A 14,837-nucleotide genomic window follows, 5' to 3' on the forward strand; every position below is an offset into this window, starting at 1 on the left:
GGCGCCTCGGGTGGGGGCGCGCGAAGAGGAGTGGGTCTCGGTGCGCATCCTGAAGAGGCTTGTCGGTGGCGTGGTGGTCCTGGCCGTGGTGGCGGGTGGGGCTTTCGTCTGGGGCATGCACCGGGTGTCCCAGGCGCGCGAGGCGCGGGTGCGGGTCCTGGGACCGCTCGTCGCACGGGCGACGGCGATGGAGACCCTGAGCCCCGAGGATGCGTGCCTCGTCGTCGAGGGCCACTACCTGAAGCGGGACACGGTGCTCACCGCGGAGTGCAAGCGCGTCACGCTGGAGGCCACGCGCCCCGGGGTCGTGAGGTTCCACGGACTGGTCGTGGCCAGCGACTGGGATGACGCGGTCCTGGGGGGAGGCTCCGTGCCGACGCTGTGCCTCTCCAAGGGGCCTCGGGGCTGGGCGTTCGCGGGGTATTCGCACGAGCTGCTGGACTGCCAGTTCGACCCGCCCACGGGTCCGGAGCCGGCGAAGGAGGCCCTCGCCCAGGTGGAGCACCTGCGGCGCGCCTGGATGGACGACGCGTTCGCGGCGGTGCGAGCGGCGCTGAAGGGCCCCGACGTGGACCAGGAGGTCTGCGAGGGCCTCCCCGCGTTGCCGAAGTGGGGCGTGCTGGTCCTGGACGCGGACCTGCTCGGCGACGACCCCTCCGCGCGGACTCCGCGCACCACGTACATCGGCGACATCCTCGGCTTCCAGTGCCTGCCCACGATGAAGAAGGAGGGGGTGAACCTGGGGCCGTGCGCGGCGAACCAGTTCATCAGCCACGTCGTGCTCTTCGACGACATCGACGAGCCCCCGCTGCAGGTGGCGGGGAGCACCTACTCGGGTGGGCGCTATTCCGCGGTGGCGAAGCTCGTGGACGTGCGCCGACAGGAGGTCATCTGTCAGCGCGCGGTGTCCTACCAGCTCCCCGAGGAGATGCTCCTGGTGATGCGGCAGACGCTGAACTTCGAGTACAGCAAGGCGGTGCGCGCGGCGCTGCGCCAGGAGGTGGCGAAGCTCACCGGAGGCCAGCTGGCGGCGGAGTTCTAGGGGCGCCGTCAGTCGCCGCAGACCAGCTTCAGCTTGTCCACGGACGCCGTCTTGCCCTCCTTCTTCAGGGTGAGCTTCAGCGCCTTGCGCGTGGTCATCACGACCTCGGCGGTGACGGCGCCGGTGGCGTCGGCGTACTTGAGGCTGTCGCCCTTCTTCTCGAGGAGGGACAGGTTGGCGTCCGCCTTGCTCGGCTTGAGCTCGAAGACCTTCCCGTCCACGTGCACCACGGCCTGGCTGAGGTCGTCGAGCAGGTAGACCTGGTCTCCCTTCTCCAGCGAACAGCCCGCGCCCGCGTGGGCTTCCATGTCCTGGTCCGAGAGAGGCTTGACGGCGAGCGCCGGCGCGCCCGTCTTGTCCGCCGCCAGCGCGGACCCTCCGAACGCCGCCAAAGACAGCACCGCCAGACGCACCACGAGGTTCCGCATGATGTCTCCCTGAGTCGAAGCCCCTCACCGGGGCGCGACATCATGTGCCGGGCGGAGCGCGGGCTTCAATCCAGCGCGCTCGGGTGGAGTGTTGGACGGTGGGGATGAGTGGGTGTTGACCTCGCCGCCCTCGAGCCCAATCCTTTCCAGACACCAGGAGGCGTGGATGGGACGACGCTCGGTTTCGAGGAAGTGTCTCGATGTGCTGCTGGGGAGTCTGTTCATCGCGGGGATGGCCTGTGCGCCACTTCCCGGCGAGGAGGAAGACCTGCCCGTGAGTGTGCTCGAGCAGTCGCTCCTGCCCCCGTTGGACACGTCCTATCAGACCGTCCTGTATGACGATTCCGTCACGGCGGGTTGGAACCTCGGCTACAGCTGGGGCGGTATTTCCTATACATCGACGACGAGCACGAAGGCCTATGGGACTTCGTCGTTGCAGGTCACCTCGGGCGCGGACAGTGGGTTTGCCCTGGGCGCCGAAGGACAGACGTTCCCGACGAACACCCACAAGGCCGTGAGCTTCGCCATCCGTCCGGGCACGGCGAGCCTCGCGGCCATCAAGAGCCTGCGGCTCATCGTGAGCCAGGAGGGCACGGATGGGAATGCGGGCGTCGCGATTGGCGCCTACGCCAACCCGAGCTTCGACACCTTGCCCGCCGGCGAATGGACGCGGGTCACCGTCCCGATGAGCGCGCTCGCGGGGGCGCTGACCACGTTCAACAAGGTCACCCTCCAGAGTGTCTCCGCGGTGACCTATGGGATGGACGGAATCGCGTTGGAGAAGGTGACGGGAGGCAAGACCTATCCCACGGGCGTCGCCTACCGCGGCATCAACCGCGCGGGGATGGAGTACGGCAACGACTGGGATGGTTGGACGGGGCAGACGTATTACGAGATGCCGTCGTCGACCCAGGCGAACGCCGAGCTCGCGTACTACAAGCGCAAGGGCTTCAACCTGATTCGTCTGCCCATTTCATGGGAGCGCCTCCAGCACACGCTCAATGGTCCGCTGGATGGGGCCTATTCGACGGGCATGCTGAACTACATCAACCTGGCCACGACCCAGGGCTTCACCCTGGTGCTCGACCTGCACAACTACAACCGCTACGCGACGGGTGCGTTCGATGGCGCGGGCAACCAGACCTCGAACTACGTCCAGCGTGTCATCGGGGACGGGACGCTGACGGTGGCCCACCTGGCGGACGTCTGGACGAAGCTCGCGAACCTGGTGAAGACGAACCCCAAGGTCGTCCTGAACCTCATGAACGAGCCGCACGACCTGCCGATGAATTCGACCACCTGGTTCTCTGGCATCCAGACCGTCATCAACGCGGTGCGAGCGACGGGGTCCACCCAGCTGATCTTGGTCCCCAACACGCGCGGGTCGGACGTGGGGCACTGGCACACGTGGGCTCCGGGCGGAGGTCCGCTCGACTCGGTCGCCGCCCTGTCCATCACCGACAGCGCGAACAACCATGCCTTCGACATGCACTCGTATTACCCGGAAGGCTACGGCAGCAACGACGAGTCGTCCTACGGCGCCCAGCTGACGGCCGTCACCCAGTGGGCGAGGACGAACGGCAAGAAGCTGTTCCTGTCCGAGATGGGCATTCCGAACCAGGCGTCGTACGCGCAGACGCAAATCACGAACGCGCTCACGTTCATGAACAACAACCGAGACGTGTGGCTCGGCTGGTCTCCGTGGGATCTGGCGCCCTGGCAGCTCACCACCAACAGCCACACGGGGGACTACACGGCCAACGGAGTCACCCCCATCAACTGGTACGCCGCGTTCCTGACCGCGAACTTCCTCGCGTTGTGAGCGCGGGGGGAACCGTCAGAAGTTCGGGTTCACGGGCGCCTGCCCGTCGTTCCACAGGTGGATGCTGAGGGCGCCACTGGGGTGGTTGCGCCACGCCCACGGGTCGAAGCCGCTGGGCGCGGCCCACCCATAGACTTCGATGTTGCTCGTCATGGGGGGGTGGTCCGTGCTCGGAATCGAGTAGTCCCGGCGGTACTCCGACGCGGTGTTCGTCAAGCGCGCCACGGCCAGGTGCAGGTGGGACGCGGACGAGCACCCCGTGGAGCCCGCGTAGCCGATGACCTGTCCCTTCCTGACGACCTGCCCGGCCGTGACGACGTAGGACTTGAAGTGGGCGGAGTAGCTCACGAACCGCTCCAGGTATTCACCCGAGCCGACGTCGTGCTGAATGTAGACCTCCTTCTGGATGGGAGAGGTGCAGGGCACCTGCCTGTCTCTGGCGAGGAGGACCGTGCCGTTGGCCACGGCGAGGATGGGCGTGCCGGTGACCATTCCCCAATCATGGCCATCGTGGTTGTTGACGAAGGGGGCGTTCGATTGATCTCTCCCCAGGTGGTCCACGATGTGCGCGGTCGTCGAGCCTGTCTGGCCGAAGTCCGCCACGTCGAGGGGGACGTCCTGCGCGAAGTCGAAGCCCGTGGCGTGGAACACGCGCGTCATCAAGGAGAAGGGTGCGTCGAAGATGGGCAGCGCCTCGGGCGCCGTGGTGAACACGCAGCCCCTGCGCTGGTGCTTCGTGGCGTCGGCGTGCGCGGACTGGAGCGGAGCGGCGCCGAGGCCGCTCCACAAACCCACCGTCCCATCCGCGCATCGGGAGACCACGTTGTTGCGTCCCTGGGCTGAGTAGAGGCCGGCCCGCGCGACGGTGCCTCCTGGCGCTTGCTCTCGAAGCCGCTCACAGGGCGCCGTGTCCGTCGCGGGCTCCCAGGCGAAGGCCCAGTCCTGCGCGGGCCAGCGCATGCTGCAGTAGTGCCCCATCCCAGGGGGAACCTCCACCTCGGGGCTCAGCTCCTCTGGAGGCAGCTCCGGGAGCGGCCTCGGGTCTCCCGCGCACGATTGGAGGACCATCACGAGGAGCACTGCCGGGAGGCGAAGCATCGGGGTGTCGAGGCTCATGCCGCCGACCTTACGGGCGGCCCCGCGTCGCATCCACCGGAGGAGGGAGCGGTGCCGCGATGTGCATCATCGAGCAAGGAGTCGGGTCAGTCGAAGGTCCGGGTGAGCCGCTCCTTCGCCGCCTCGATGAACAGGCGCAGCGGCTCGGAGCGTTGGGCCCGGCTGGGGTAGTAGAGGAAGAAGCCGGGCACCGTGGGCGCGTAGGCCTCCAGGACACACTTCAGCTGGCCGGTCCGCAGTCGCTCGGCCACCGCGGGCTCGAGGGTATAGGCGAGTCCCTGGTTCTGCTCCGCCAGGTGCACGCTCAGGGCATTGTCGTTGGTGACGATTCCACCGCGCACGGGGACCCGCCAGGTGCGCCGCCCCCGCTCCAGCTCCCAGGCGTAGAGCGCCCCGGTGCTCTGCATCCGGAAGGTGATGCACTCGTGGCGAAGCAGGTCCTCGGGACGCTGGGGCGTGCCCATCCGCTCGAGATACGCGGGGCCGCCCACCACCAGGAAGCGGAAGGCGCCGGTGAGCCGCATCTGCACCATGTCCCGCTCGATGGCCTCGCTCAGCCGCACGCCCGCGTCGTAGCCCTCCGCCACGACGTCCACGAAGCGGTCCTCGACGACGACCTCCACCTCGACGCGAGGGTGGCGCTCGTGGAAGGTCGGCATCACGGGGGTGATGACGAAGGGCGCCGCGGCCCGGGACACGGACAGCCGGAGCCGGCCGACGGGCTCACCCGGCTTCGCGGAGACCTCGGTGAGGGCCGCGAACGTCTGGCTCAGGGCGGGCCCCGCCCGCTCGACCAGCTGCCTGCCCACCTCGGTCAGCGACACGCTGCGCGTGGTCCGGGTCAGCAACACCACGCGCAGGTGCGCCTCGAGCTGGCGCACGGCCTGACTGACGGCGGAAGGGGAGAGGCCCAGCTCGCGGGCCGCCGCGCTGAAGCTGCGCAGCCGCGCCACCACGAGGAAGGTCTGCAACTGGGGCAGGAGCGCCGTCTTCATCGCGTGGGTCACTGACAGGTCCGCGGGGCGTGCCGATTGTTCACTTCGACTTCAAAGCCCATATCCCCGCGGGTGCCTAGTGTCCCGGGGACGTGGCCCGTATTCCTCCGGACCTCACCGGACGACTCCAGACACAGCATGGTCCACTTCTTCATCCGTCGGCCTGTGTTCGCGGCCGTCCTGTCCATCCTGCTCACGCTGGTGGGGGCCATCGCCATCCCCACCCTGCCCATCTCCCAGTATCCGGACCTGGCGCCTCCGCAGGTGACGGTGACCTCCACCTACGTGGGGGCCAGCGCGGAGGTCGTGGAGACCGCCGTCACCATCCCGCTGGAGCAGGAGCTCAACGGGGTGGAGGGCATGCGCTACATCACCTCCACGTCGAGCAACGATGGGACGAGCGCCATCACCATCACCTTCGAGGCCACCCGCGACATCGAGGTGGCGGCGGTCGACGTCCAGAACCGGGTCAGCCGCGCCGCCGCGCGCTTGCCTTCGGAGGTGAGCCAGACGGGCGTCGTCGTCAGCAAGGCCTCCAATCAGCTGCTGATGTCCTTCGGGCTCTACAGCCCGGATGACCGCTACGACGCGGGGTTCATCAGCAACTACGCGGACGTCAACATCAAGGATGCCCTCAAGCGCGTGCGGGGCGTGGGCGACGTGCGCCTCTTCGGAGAGCGGCGCTTCAGCATGCGCCTGTGGCTGGACCCCACCGCGCTCACGCGCCACCGGCTCACGCCCCAGGACGTGGCGCGGGCCCTGCGGGAGCAGAACGTGCAAGTGGCCGCCGGGCAGGTGGGACAGCCGCCGAGCCGGAGCAATCAGGACTACCAGTTGGCGGTGCGCGCCCGGGGCCGTCTGGTGGAGCCCTCGGAGTTCGAGGACATCGTCGTGCAGCGCAACCCCGGGGGCCGCCTGGTACGGCTGCGGGACGTGGGCCGCGCGGAGATGGGCGCGGAGAACTACGGCATGCTCCTGCGCTTCAACGGCCGGCCCGGGCTGGGGCTGGGCATCTTCCAGCTCCCCACCGCCAACGCGCTGGAGGTGCGCGACGTCGTCGTCCAGGAGATGGCGCGCCTGAGCCAGCAGTTCCCGCCGGGGCTCGAGTACCGGCACGCCACCGACACCACGCTGGCGGTGCGCGCCTCCATCGACGAGGTGCTCAAGACGCTGATGGAGGCCATCGTCCTGGTCATCCTGGTCATCTTCCTCTTCCTGCACGGGTGGCGCAGCGTGCTCATCACCGCGCTGACGCTGCCGGTGTCGCTCGTGGGCACGTTCGCCTTCGTGAAGCTGTTCGGCTTCTCCATCAACACGCTGACGCTCTTCGGGCTCACCCTGGCCACGGGGCTGGTGGTGGACGACGCCATCGTCGTCATCGAGAACATCGAGCGCTTGATGGCCGAGCGGGGCCTGAGCGCCCGCGCCGCCGCGCGGGAAGGCATGAAGGAGGTGGCCGGCGCGGTGGTGGCCATCTCCGTCGTGTTGGTGGCGGTGTTCGTGCCGGTGGCCCTGTTCCCCGGGACGACGGGCGCCATCTACCGACAGTTCGCCCTCACCATCGCGGCCTCGGTGGGCTTGTCCACGGTGTGCGCGCTCACCCTGACGCCCGCGCTCTCCGCGCTGCTGCTGCGACATCACGCCGGGCCGAAGTGGCGCTTCTTCCGCGCGGTGGACGCGGTGCTCGACGCGACGAAGCACCTCTACGGGCGGCTGCTGCGCGTCCTGCTGAAGCACCCGGCCCGGGTGCTGCTCGTCTTCGTCGCCTTCCTGGGCGCCACGGCGGTGCTGTTCCGCGTGGTGCCCACGGGCTTCATCCCGGACGAGGACCAGGGGTACTTCATCGTCTCGGTGCAGGGGCCGGAGGGCATGTCGCTCGCCCGGACGGAGAAGGTGCTCGAGGAGCTGGAGGTCATCCTGCGCGCGCAGCCCGAGTTCCGGGGCATGTTCGTCATCGGAGGCACGTCGCTGGGCAACAACGGCTCCAACCTGGCCCAGGCCTACGTCAACCTCCTGCCCTGGGACGAGCGCAAGGGCGAGGGCCACTCGGTGGCCGCCGTCGTGGAGCGGCTGCGCGGGCCGCTCGCGGGCATCGGCGGCGCGCGGGTGATGCCCTTCCTGCCGCCGGCGATTCGAGGCGTGGGCACGGTGGGCGGCTTCCAGTTCATCGTCGAGGAGACGTCCGGTGGCAGGGCGCTGTCGGAGTTCGCCACCGCCGCCCACGAGCTGGTGGGCAAAAGCGGCGAGGACAGCCGCTTGCGAGGCGTCTTCACCTCCTTCGCGGCGGACACGCCCCTGCTCGACGTGGAGGTGGACCGGCAGCAGGCGAACGCGCTGGGCATCCCCGTGGACCAGCTCTTCAGCACGCTCCAGCTCTACATGGGCAGCCAGTACGTCAACGACTTCAACTACGCGAGCCGCACCTACCGCGTCTATCTGCAGGCCGAGCAGCAGTTCCGGGACACGCCCCAGGACATCGGCGCCTTCTACGCGCGCAACGAGAGCGGGGACATGATTCCGCTCGAGTCGCTGGTGAAGGTGACGCCCACCACGTCCGCCCAGGTCATCCGCCGCTACAACCTGTTCCGCTCGGCGGAGCTCAACGGGCAGGCGGCCCCGGGGGTCTCCTCCGGGCAGGCCATGGCCGCCATGGAGGAGCTGGCGGAGCGGGTGTTGCCGCCGGGCACGGCCACGGAGTGGTCCGGCCTCTCCCTGGAGCAGCAGGAGAGCGGCGGGCAGACCGGCGTCATCTTCGGGCTGGGGCTGCTCTTCGTGTTCCTGGTGCTCGCCGCCCAGTACGAGAGCTTCACGCTGCCGCTGGTGGTCATCCTCTCGGTGCCCCTGGCGATGCTGGGGGCGCTGGGGCTCCAGGTGCTGCGCGGGCTGCCCAACGACGTCTTCTGTCAGGTGGGGCTGGTCATGCTGGTGGGGCTGGCGAGCAAGAACGCCATCCTCATCGTGGAGTTCGCGGAGCAACTGCGCGCGCAGGGGCGCAGCGCGTTGGAGGCCGCCATCGAGGCCTCCGAGGTGCGCCTGCGTCCCATCCTCATGACGTCCATCGCGTTCCTGCTCGGCGTGGTGCCGCTGATGCTGGCCACGGGCGCGGGCGCGGCGGCGCGCAACAGCCTGGGCACCGCGGTCTTCGGCGGCATGTTGGTGTCCACCGTGGTGAACCTCATCTTCATCCCCAGCCTCTACCTGCTGATGCAGAAGCTGCGCGGAGACTCCCGGCGCACGCGGGATGACGAAGAGGAGGCGCTGCCCGGGGTGCACGCGCATCCCGGCGCACCGTCACCCTGAAGTGCTCCTTCAAAGCCCATGACGGCGGCGGATGTGGTCACGGGTCGAGGCGGTGGGTACCTCTCTTCTCGTGGGCGCACGGCGCCAGGAAGTCAGGAGCGGACAGGCGGGCGGGCTGCTCGCCCCTTCGTTTCCGAAGAAAGGAACCGACATGAAGACGCGCAAGTTGGGGAAGAGCAACCTGGAGGTCTCGGCGATGGGGCTGGGGTGCATGGGCATGAGCTTCGGCTACGGCCCGCCCGGGGACCGGCAGGAGATGATTCAGCTGATTCGCGCGGCGGTGGAGCGGGGCGTCACCTTCTTCGACACCGCGGAGGTCTATGGCCCGTTGACGAACGAGGAGCTGGTGGGCGAGGCGCTCGAGCCGTTCAAGGGGAAGGTGGTCATCGCCACGAAGTTCGGCTTCACGCCCACGACGCCGGGCGAGGCGCGCTGGAGTGGCTTCGACAGTCGGCCCGAGCACATCAAGGAGGTGGCCGAGGCCTCGCTCAGGCGGCTGCGGGTCGACGCCATCGACCTGTTCTACCAGCACCGCGTGGACCCGAACGTGCCCATCGAGGACGTCGCGGGCGCGGTGAAGGATTTGATTCGCGAAGGGAAGGTGAAGCACTTCGGGCTCTCCGAAGCCGGCGTGCAGACGGTGCGTCGCGCGCACGCGGTGCAACCGGTGACGGCGCTGCAGAGCGAGTACTCGTTGTGGTGGCGCAAGCCCGAGGAGGAGATGCTGTCGACGCTGGAGGAGCTCGGCATCGGCTTCGTTCCCTTCAGCCCGCTGGGCAAGGGGTTCCTCACGGGGAAGATCGACGACAAGACCTCCTTCGCGAGCAACGACTTCCGCAACATGGTCCCGCGCTTCACCCCGGAGGCCCGGAAGGCGAACCAGTCATTGGTCGACCTGCTGAGCCAGGTCGCCGCGAAGAAGAAGGCGACGCCCGCGCAGATCGCCCTGGCGTGGCTGCTCGCGCAGAAGCCTTGGATGGTGCCCATCCCGGGCACCACGAAGCAGAGCCGGCTGGAGGAGAACCTGGGCGCGGCCGACATCGAGTTGTCGGCGGAGGACCTGCGCGAGATACACGACGCCGCGTCGAGGATCACGGTGCAGGGCGCGCGTTATCCCGAGGCGTTGGAGAAGGTGACGGGGCGCTGAGCCCGGGGCGCCTAGGGGAGGGGACGCGCGGTGTCCTCGCTCCGCGAAAAGACGTTCGCGGGGATGTCTCCGACAGAGACATTGGGGAAGTCTCGCACCGAGACGTGTTGCGAGTCGTTCCCGGAGAGCATGCGGAGCAGCAGGTTGGTTCGGGTCTGGGTGTAGAACGTCAAGGGGGCCTTGTGTCGCCGCTCGATGACCCAGGCATCGGCCAGTTGTCCGAGCACGGGTTCACATCCGGCATGGCGCGCATTCCCATCGACCAACACCGCGCGAGGCAGGAACAGCTCGTGGAACGGCGTCGTCTCCTCCGGCAACAAGGACTCACAGAGGCAGTCGCCAAGGACGGTGGCCGTCCGCCAATAGGCCATCTTCCTCTTGATGCTCCGTCCTTGCGCGACATCGCCGACCTCCGACATCCAGAGCTGGTACCCCCGCTCCTTCTCCGGCCAGGGATTGAACAGCCCGTCGATGCGGCAGACGTCCCGGACATAGTCGAACCAGCAGTAGCCCGAGGTGACCTGGTCGTCTCGTCGCATGGGCGACCAATAGGAGACGTAGGCGCTGCACCATTGGAGGGGGAGGAGCGGAGGGGGAGGGCGTGTTTGCATGTCGGGGCCTTCCACGCGAGTGCTTGCTCATGGAGATCCAGAGGGGACGCGCTCGGTCAATTCATCCGGCCAAGCCTGTACCAGACGTTCTGTTTCCGCTGGAGCCGTCGCAGTTCGTCATAGGGGACCGAATCGAAGTAGAGCTTCTCCGCCATGTCTGGTGGATAGAGGCTGGGGAACTTCTTGTGCATGTAGCGGGCATATTGGGCCCGCAGGAAGAAGATGACGCTGGGGTGGCTCAGCACCTCGTAGTTCGCGATGGACATGTCCTGCATCGCATCTGCCTGCACCTTGCGCTGGCGAGTGAACTCGGGGAGCACGGTGTCGAGGTCGTGGGCATGTTGGTCCAGCAGGGTGGCGAAGACGGAGGCGTCTTCCAGCGCCATGTTCATCCCTTGGCCCAGGAAGGGCGCGGTGGCGTGCGCCGCATCGCCGAGGAGCAGGGCGTTTCCACGATGATGGAAGGTGCTGGCGCGGACATTGACGAGGTCGTTGCTGGGCTGGGTCACGAACTGGTCCAGCATCTCTTGCCGGCGTCCGGGTGGCAGGCCCCCGAAGTAGTGATTGAAGAAGGCGCGCAGGGTGGCTCCATCCTGCGTGGCCAGGCTCAGGGCGCCTTGGTAGGGCAAGCAGATGGCGAAGCTGATGCTGCCATCGGGGATGGTCGCCGCGCGTCCGGCGAAGAGCCCCTTGGAGTCCATGCCGAAGAAGTACAAGAAGTCCTTCCGGTAGCCCAGCTCGGCGGCATTGGGGAGGACCAGGGTCTTGTAGCCGTGGCGGAAGAAGGTCTGCTTGAATTCGAAGCGCCGCAAGCCACTCTGCATGGACTGCCGGACCGCCGAGTGCGCGCCATCCGCGCCGATGATCAAATCCCCTCGGTGGTGCCGGAATCCGCCGTCTCCCTCCTGGACGAGGACCGACTTCTTCTCCAGGTCGACGTTGATGCATTTGCAGTCGAAGTGGAACTTCACCCCGAGAAGGGCGGCGTGCTGGTTCAGCAGCTGTTGGAACGCCAGTCGATTCAGGGACAGCGGGGAGAGGTCCTCGAGCGGTGTGAGCTTGCGGATCTTGTATTTCCCGCCCACGCAGAAGGCCATGCCCGTGATGGGCTCACCACATCGCGCCAGCTCCTGCGCGGGGATTCCCGCCCGCAGGACCGCCTTCATGCCCCTGACGTTCATGCTGACGCCGATGGCGCGTGAGGAGGTCCGCTCGTGGGCGGGGGACGGGCTTCGCAGCGGGTCGCTTCGCTTCTCGAGGACACGGACGTCGTACCCACGACGTGCCAGATAGATGGCGGTCAGGCTCCCCGCCAGTCCACCGCCCACGATGATGGTTTCATGCATTCAGGCCTCCCTTGAAAGCTTCCCGTGGGCCAGGTCGGTCAGCTGTCGGTCGAAGAACTCCAACATCTCTATCGGTGCCACGCCGACGAGGTCCGCGCCGAGCTCGCGGGCCCGTTGCGCCAGCGTCAGGCATCTCCGAGCCAGCTCCAGGCACCCCTGCGCGTAGTCGCTGCTGATGGGCTCATGGGCTGACTCGGGCACGGGGGGCCCTGCGTTGCGCCCGGGAATGCCGGATGGCGTCCGCATCAGGGTCGTCGAGAGCGGACGCAGCAGGCCCGTCATGATGTCGATGGAGGCATTCATCAAGCGGGAGCGGCGCAGGCTGCCCGACGGGCTCTGCGCGAAGTGATGCGTCATCAACGACATCATCAGCGCGTGACACCCTTGATAGAGCGTCATCAGCGCCCTGGCGCGCTCGTTCGTGACCTCGACGCAGCTCTCGCGTGGCTCCAGGGTTGGGTTCCTCAAGGCGGGAACCGCGGGCTCGAAGGGCTGCTTCCGCGCGCTGAATCGGGAGGCCATGCCGCGCAGTCTCTGGAAATGCGAGGACTCGAAGTGAGGCGAATCGACCGCGACCCCTTCTCCCTGGGCGGTGACGTAATCAATGGAGAAGAGCGCGCTGTCCCGGTCGAAGACCTCCAGTTGATAGGCTGGAAAGTGTTTGTTGGTCAGCTCATTCAAGAAGAGGTGGTGTTCCCCTCCGGGTTTGCCAGCGCGGGGGGCGAACAGGTCGGGCAGCTCACGGAGCGCCTGGCGAATCGAGGTGTAGAGGTCCGAGATGGACCTTCCTGGCGAGGGGAGATGTCCGGGCCATTCGAAGCGAATGAACTTCGCGAGCACGTGCTCGGAGAAAGGCTCGAGGGCGAACTCGGCATCCAGGCCGAAATGCCGCCGCGCCTGGGCCCCCAGCATGGAAGTGCCGGCATGGAAGGGCTCACCCAGCGCCATCAACACATTGTTGATGACCAGGTAGTGAATCATCTCTTCATGCGCGATTTCGAGCAGCGTCCCCCGCATGCCGCTGTTGCGGCGTCGGTCCTCGGAGCCGCAGGCCAGTTCCAGCTCGGCCAGCTGCCAACGGCCCGCCCGGACCTGCTCGAGTCCCTGTTCGTAGTTGGGAATGGAGTAGGCGGCGTACAGATATTGATGCAGCAGGGACAGCTCCAGATCGATCGCCCGCTTCAATTCCTGGACCAGTTGGGCCTTGCTGTGGATGGGGCGCGGTCCCTCCGGCTCGGGGAGAGAGGTCCTGGAGGTGGCTTCGATGTTCGTCAGGTATTTCAGGAACAGGTTCGACTTGGGGAGAGAGAGCTCCCGGGTGCTCGGCATGTAGTAGCTCTTGTCCCGGTTGAGCGGATCACACATCTGCCACATCAGTCGGGAGTACGTTTCGCATTTGCAGCGGTCCGCCATGCTGAACACCTTGTTCGACATGAACGGGTAGATCAGCTCGTAGTAGCTCATGACGTGCCGATACAAGAATGCGTAGTCGACCTGCTCGGTGGGGACCTCCTCCAGATGCCAGTCGTCGGGTAACACCCGGACACCGATGAACTGGCTGTCGTCTCCGACGCTGAGCGCGACGCGGGTTGCTCCAGGCCGTTGGCCGATGAGGGTGAGTTGCGCATGGCCCGTCCCATGCGGAGAAGGGGCCAGCTGCGCCGTCGCGATGTCGGAGTCCTCGACGTGCACGGCCAACGCCGGCGGGGAGGCCAGTTCGCCACGGAGGCGACTCTGCACCGTGAGGGTCTGGGGGAAGACCCGGTTCTTTCGTTTGTGGGGGGACTCGAGGAACAGGTGGTTGTCGTCGGACTGCACCACCCAGTCGACCTCGTCCCACTGCGCGTGTTCGCCTGTCAGGGACAGCGAACCCGTGGCGGAGCCCAACAGCGGCACGTCGAGGACGCCATGGTGACGCCCATGGTCGAGATAGAGTGCCTCGGGGAGCCGCGCGAGCAGGGTGCCGGATGGGTCGCGCAGCTCGAGGTCCCCCAGTGGCAGTTTCCCGCCCAGGCCATGCGTGGGGTGTTCGGCCGAGACAGGTCGAGCGCTTCGGGTCGTGAAGGGAATCGCGGTCGGCATGTTGAGGGACACCCGGTCCGGCTGCACCTTCACCGCGACCGGTCCCAGGCCGGGTTGGCGAGGCAACAGCAGGCGTCCTGCTGGGTACGTCTCCAGCTCGTGCTTGCACCACAGCCCGATGGTGCCGATGAGGTCATGGAAGACGGCGGAATCGGCGGCTCGCGGCGTCGACATGTTGAACAAGGCGTACTGGACCGTCAGTCCCAGAATCTCCTCGTCCTCCAGTGCTCGCTGCACGGCACCCAGGCCGGGGGACGCCGTGGCCCGTGAATCGAGTGGGAAGAGCGCGTCCTTCTTGGGGAGGGAGAACTGGAACAGTCGCGAGCGGCTGAATTCTTCGTCGAGAAAATGAGGGCTGCGCTCGACGACATGCCCTGCTCCGAGCCAGCGGACGGAATGCGCCCGCGGAATGCTCGCCGTGAGCAAGGGTGGGGTGTGAGGCGTGGCGTGCTTGTCGCTCAGCGTCAGCTGCCCGGCGTAGATGAGGGTGGTGTCCGGTCGGCTGGGGTTGTTGTCCACCCATCTGGCGCGGTTGAACGTCGTGCGCAGGTACTCGTTGTAGTGCCCCCAGAGCGCCAGTCGGGCTCCCACCAGAGGGTCTTCCGTGTCGATGACACCTTCGCGCAGCTGTACGCCCGTGAGCCGGACCTCCTCCCAGGAGAAGTGATTGTTGCCGCCGAGGTTGTAGCCGGCTGCCTCGCTGAAGATGCCTTCAGGGGCGGGTCTCCCCTCCGCATCGAATCTGGGAGCCAGTTGCTTCAGGTGCTCATGGAATTCAGAGGGCGCCCGGTGGAGGTCGAACGGCGCGCCATCCATGAAGACGGTGTTGGTCGCGAGGTCGAGCTGCCCATGGGTGTTTCGGTTCCCGGTGGGGACATTGGCGCGGGCAAAGCCTCGAAAGTGAAGCCGCGGGAGATGGAGGATGCTCATGACGTCCGGCACGGAGTG

Annotated in this window: 10 protein-coding genes; 4 read left to right on the forward strand and 6 right to left on the reverse strand. The window is 67.2% G+C overall.

From position 1 onward, the window contains the following. The first annotated feature begins 40 nt into the window (after window positions 1–40). A complete protein-coding gene (locus LXT21_RS36035; protein WP_254042765.1) occupies window positions 41–1,042 on the forward strand; it encodes a hypothetical protein in 1,002 nt (333 codons plus the stop codon). An 8-nt stretch (window positions 1,043–1,050) separates the two neighbouring features. On the opposite strand, the gene LXT21_RS36040 is transcribed toward LXT21_RS36035, so the two are convergent. Continuing rightward, the gene (locus LXT21_RS36040) at window positions 1,051–1,470 is read right to left on the reverse strand and encodes a hypothetical protein (protein WP_254042766.1); all 420 of its coding nucleotides are present in this window, start codon (window positions 1,468–1,470) and stop codon (window positions 1,051–1,053) included. Between the two features lie 166 nt (window positions 1,471–1,636). Between LXT21_RS36040 and LXT21_RS36045 the strand changes: the two genes are divergently transcribed. After that, window positions 1,637–3,292, forward strand: a complete 1,656-nt coding sequence (locus LXT21_RS36045; protein ID WP_254042767.1) for a glycoside hydrolase family 5 protein — start codon at window positions 1,637–1,639, stop codon at window positions 3,290–3,292. Window positions 3,293–3,307: 15 nt separating this feature from the next. Here LXT21_RS36045 and LXT21_RS36050 read toward each other — a convergent pair whose 3' ends face one another. After that, a complete protein-coding gene (locus LXT21_RS36050; RefSeq protein WP_254042768.1) occupies window positions 3,308–4,408 on the reverse strand; it encodes a M23 family metallopeptidase in 1,101 nt (366 codons plus the stop codon). An 86-nt stretch (window positions 4,409–4,494) separates the two neighbouring features. Continuing rightward, on the reverse strand, window positions 4,495–5,403 hold the full coding sequence (locus LXT21_RS36055; protein WP_254042769.1) for a LysR family transcriptional regulator: 909 nt from the start codon (window positions 5,401–5,403) through the stop codon (window positions 4,495–4,497). Between the two features lie 138 nt (window positions 5,404–5,541). On the opposite strand from LXT21_RS36055, the gene LXT21_RS36060 reads away from it, so the two are divergent. Both LXT21_RS36060 and LXT21_RS36065 read left to right on the forward strand, forming a co-directional pair. Further along, window positions 5,542–8,703 (forward strand): efflux RND transporter permease subunit, encoded by a 3,162-nt coding sequence (locus tag LXT21_RS36060; protein WP_254042770.1) that lies wholly within the window; start codon window positions 5,542–5,544, stop codon window positions 8,701–8,703. 151 nt (window positions 8,704–8,854) lie between these two features. Further along, window positions 8,855–9,850, forward strand: coding sequence for an aldo/keto reductase (locus LXT21_RS36065; RefSeq protein WP_254042771.1), 996 nt, complete (start codon window positions 8,855–8,857; stop codon window positions 9,848–9,850). 11 nt (window positions 9,851–9,861) lie between these two features. On the opposite strand, the gene vioE is transcribed toward LXT21_RS36065, so the two are convergent. Genes vioE through vioB form a run of 3 tightly spaced genes read right to left on the reverse strand, consistent with a single transcriptional unit; the run spans window position 9,862 to window position 14,831 of the window. Beyond that, window positions 9,862–10,461 (reverse strand): violacein biosynthesis enzyme VioE, encoded by a 600-nt coding sequence (vioE, locus tag LXT21_RS36070; protein ID WP_256572268.1) that lies wholly within the window; start codon window positions 10,459–10,461, stop codon window positions 9,862–9,864. A 56-nt stretch (window positions 10,462–10,517) separates the two neighbouring features. Next, window positions 10,518–11,807, reverse strand: coding sequence for an FAD-dependent oxidoreductase (locus LXT21_RS36075; RefSeq protein ID WP_254042773.1), 1,290 nt, complete (start codon window positions 11,805–11,807; stop codon window positions 10,518–10,520). Further along, window positions 11,808–14,831: an iminophenyl-pyruvate dimer synthase VioB gene (gene vioB / locus LXT21_RS36080; RefSeq protein WP_254042774.1), complete on the reverse strand. Its 3,024-nt coding sequence runs from the start codon at window positions 14,829–14,831 to the stop codon at window positions 11,808–11,810. Window positions 14,832–14,837 lie beyond the last annotated feature (6 nt).

The organism is Myxococcus guangdongensis (assembly GCF_024198255.1).
Taxonomy (GTDB): domain Bacteria; phylum Myxococcota; class Myxococcia; order Myxococcales; family Myxococcaceae; genus Myxococcus; species Myxococcus guangdongensis.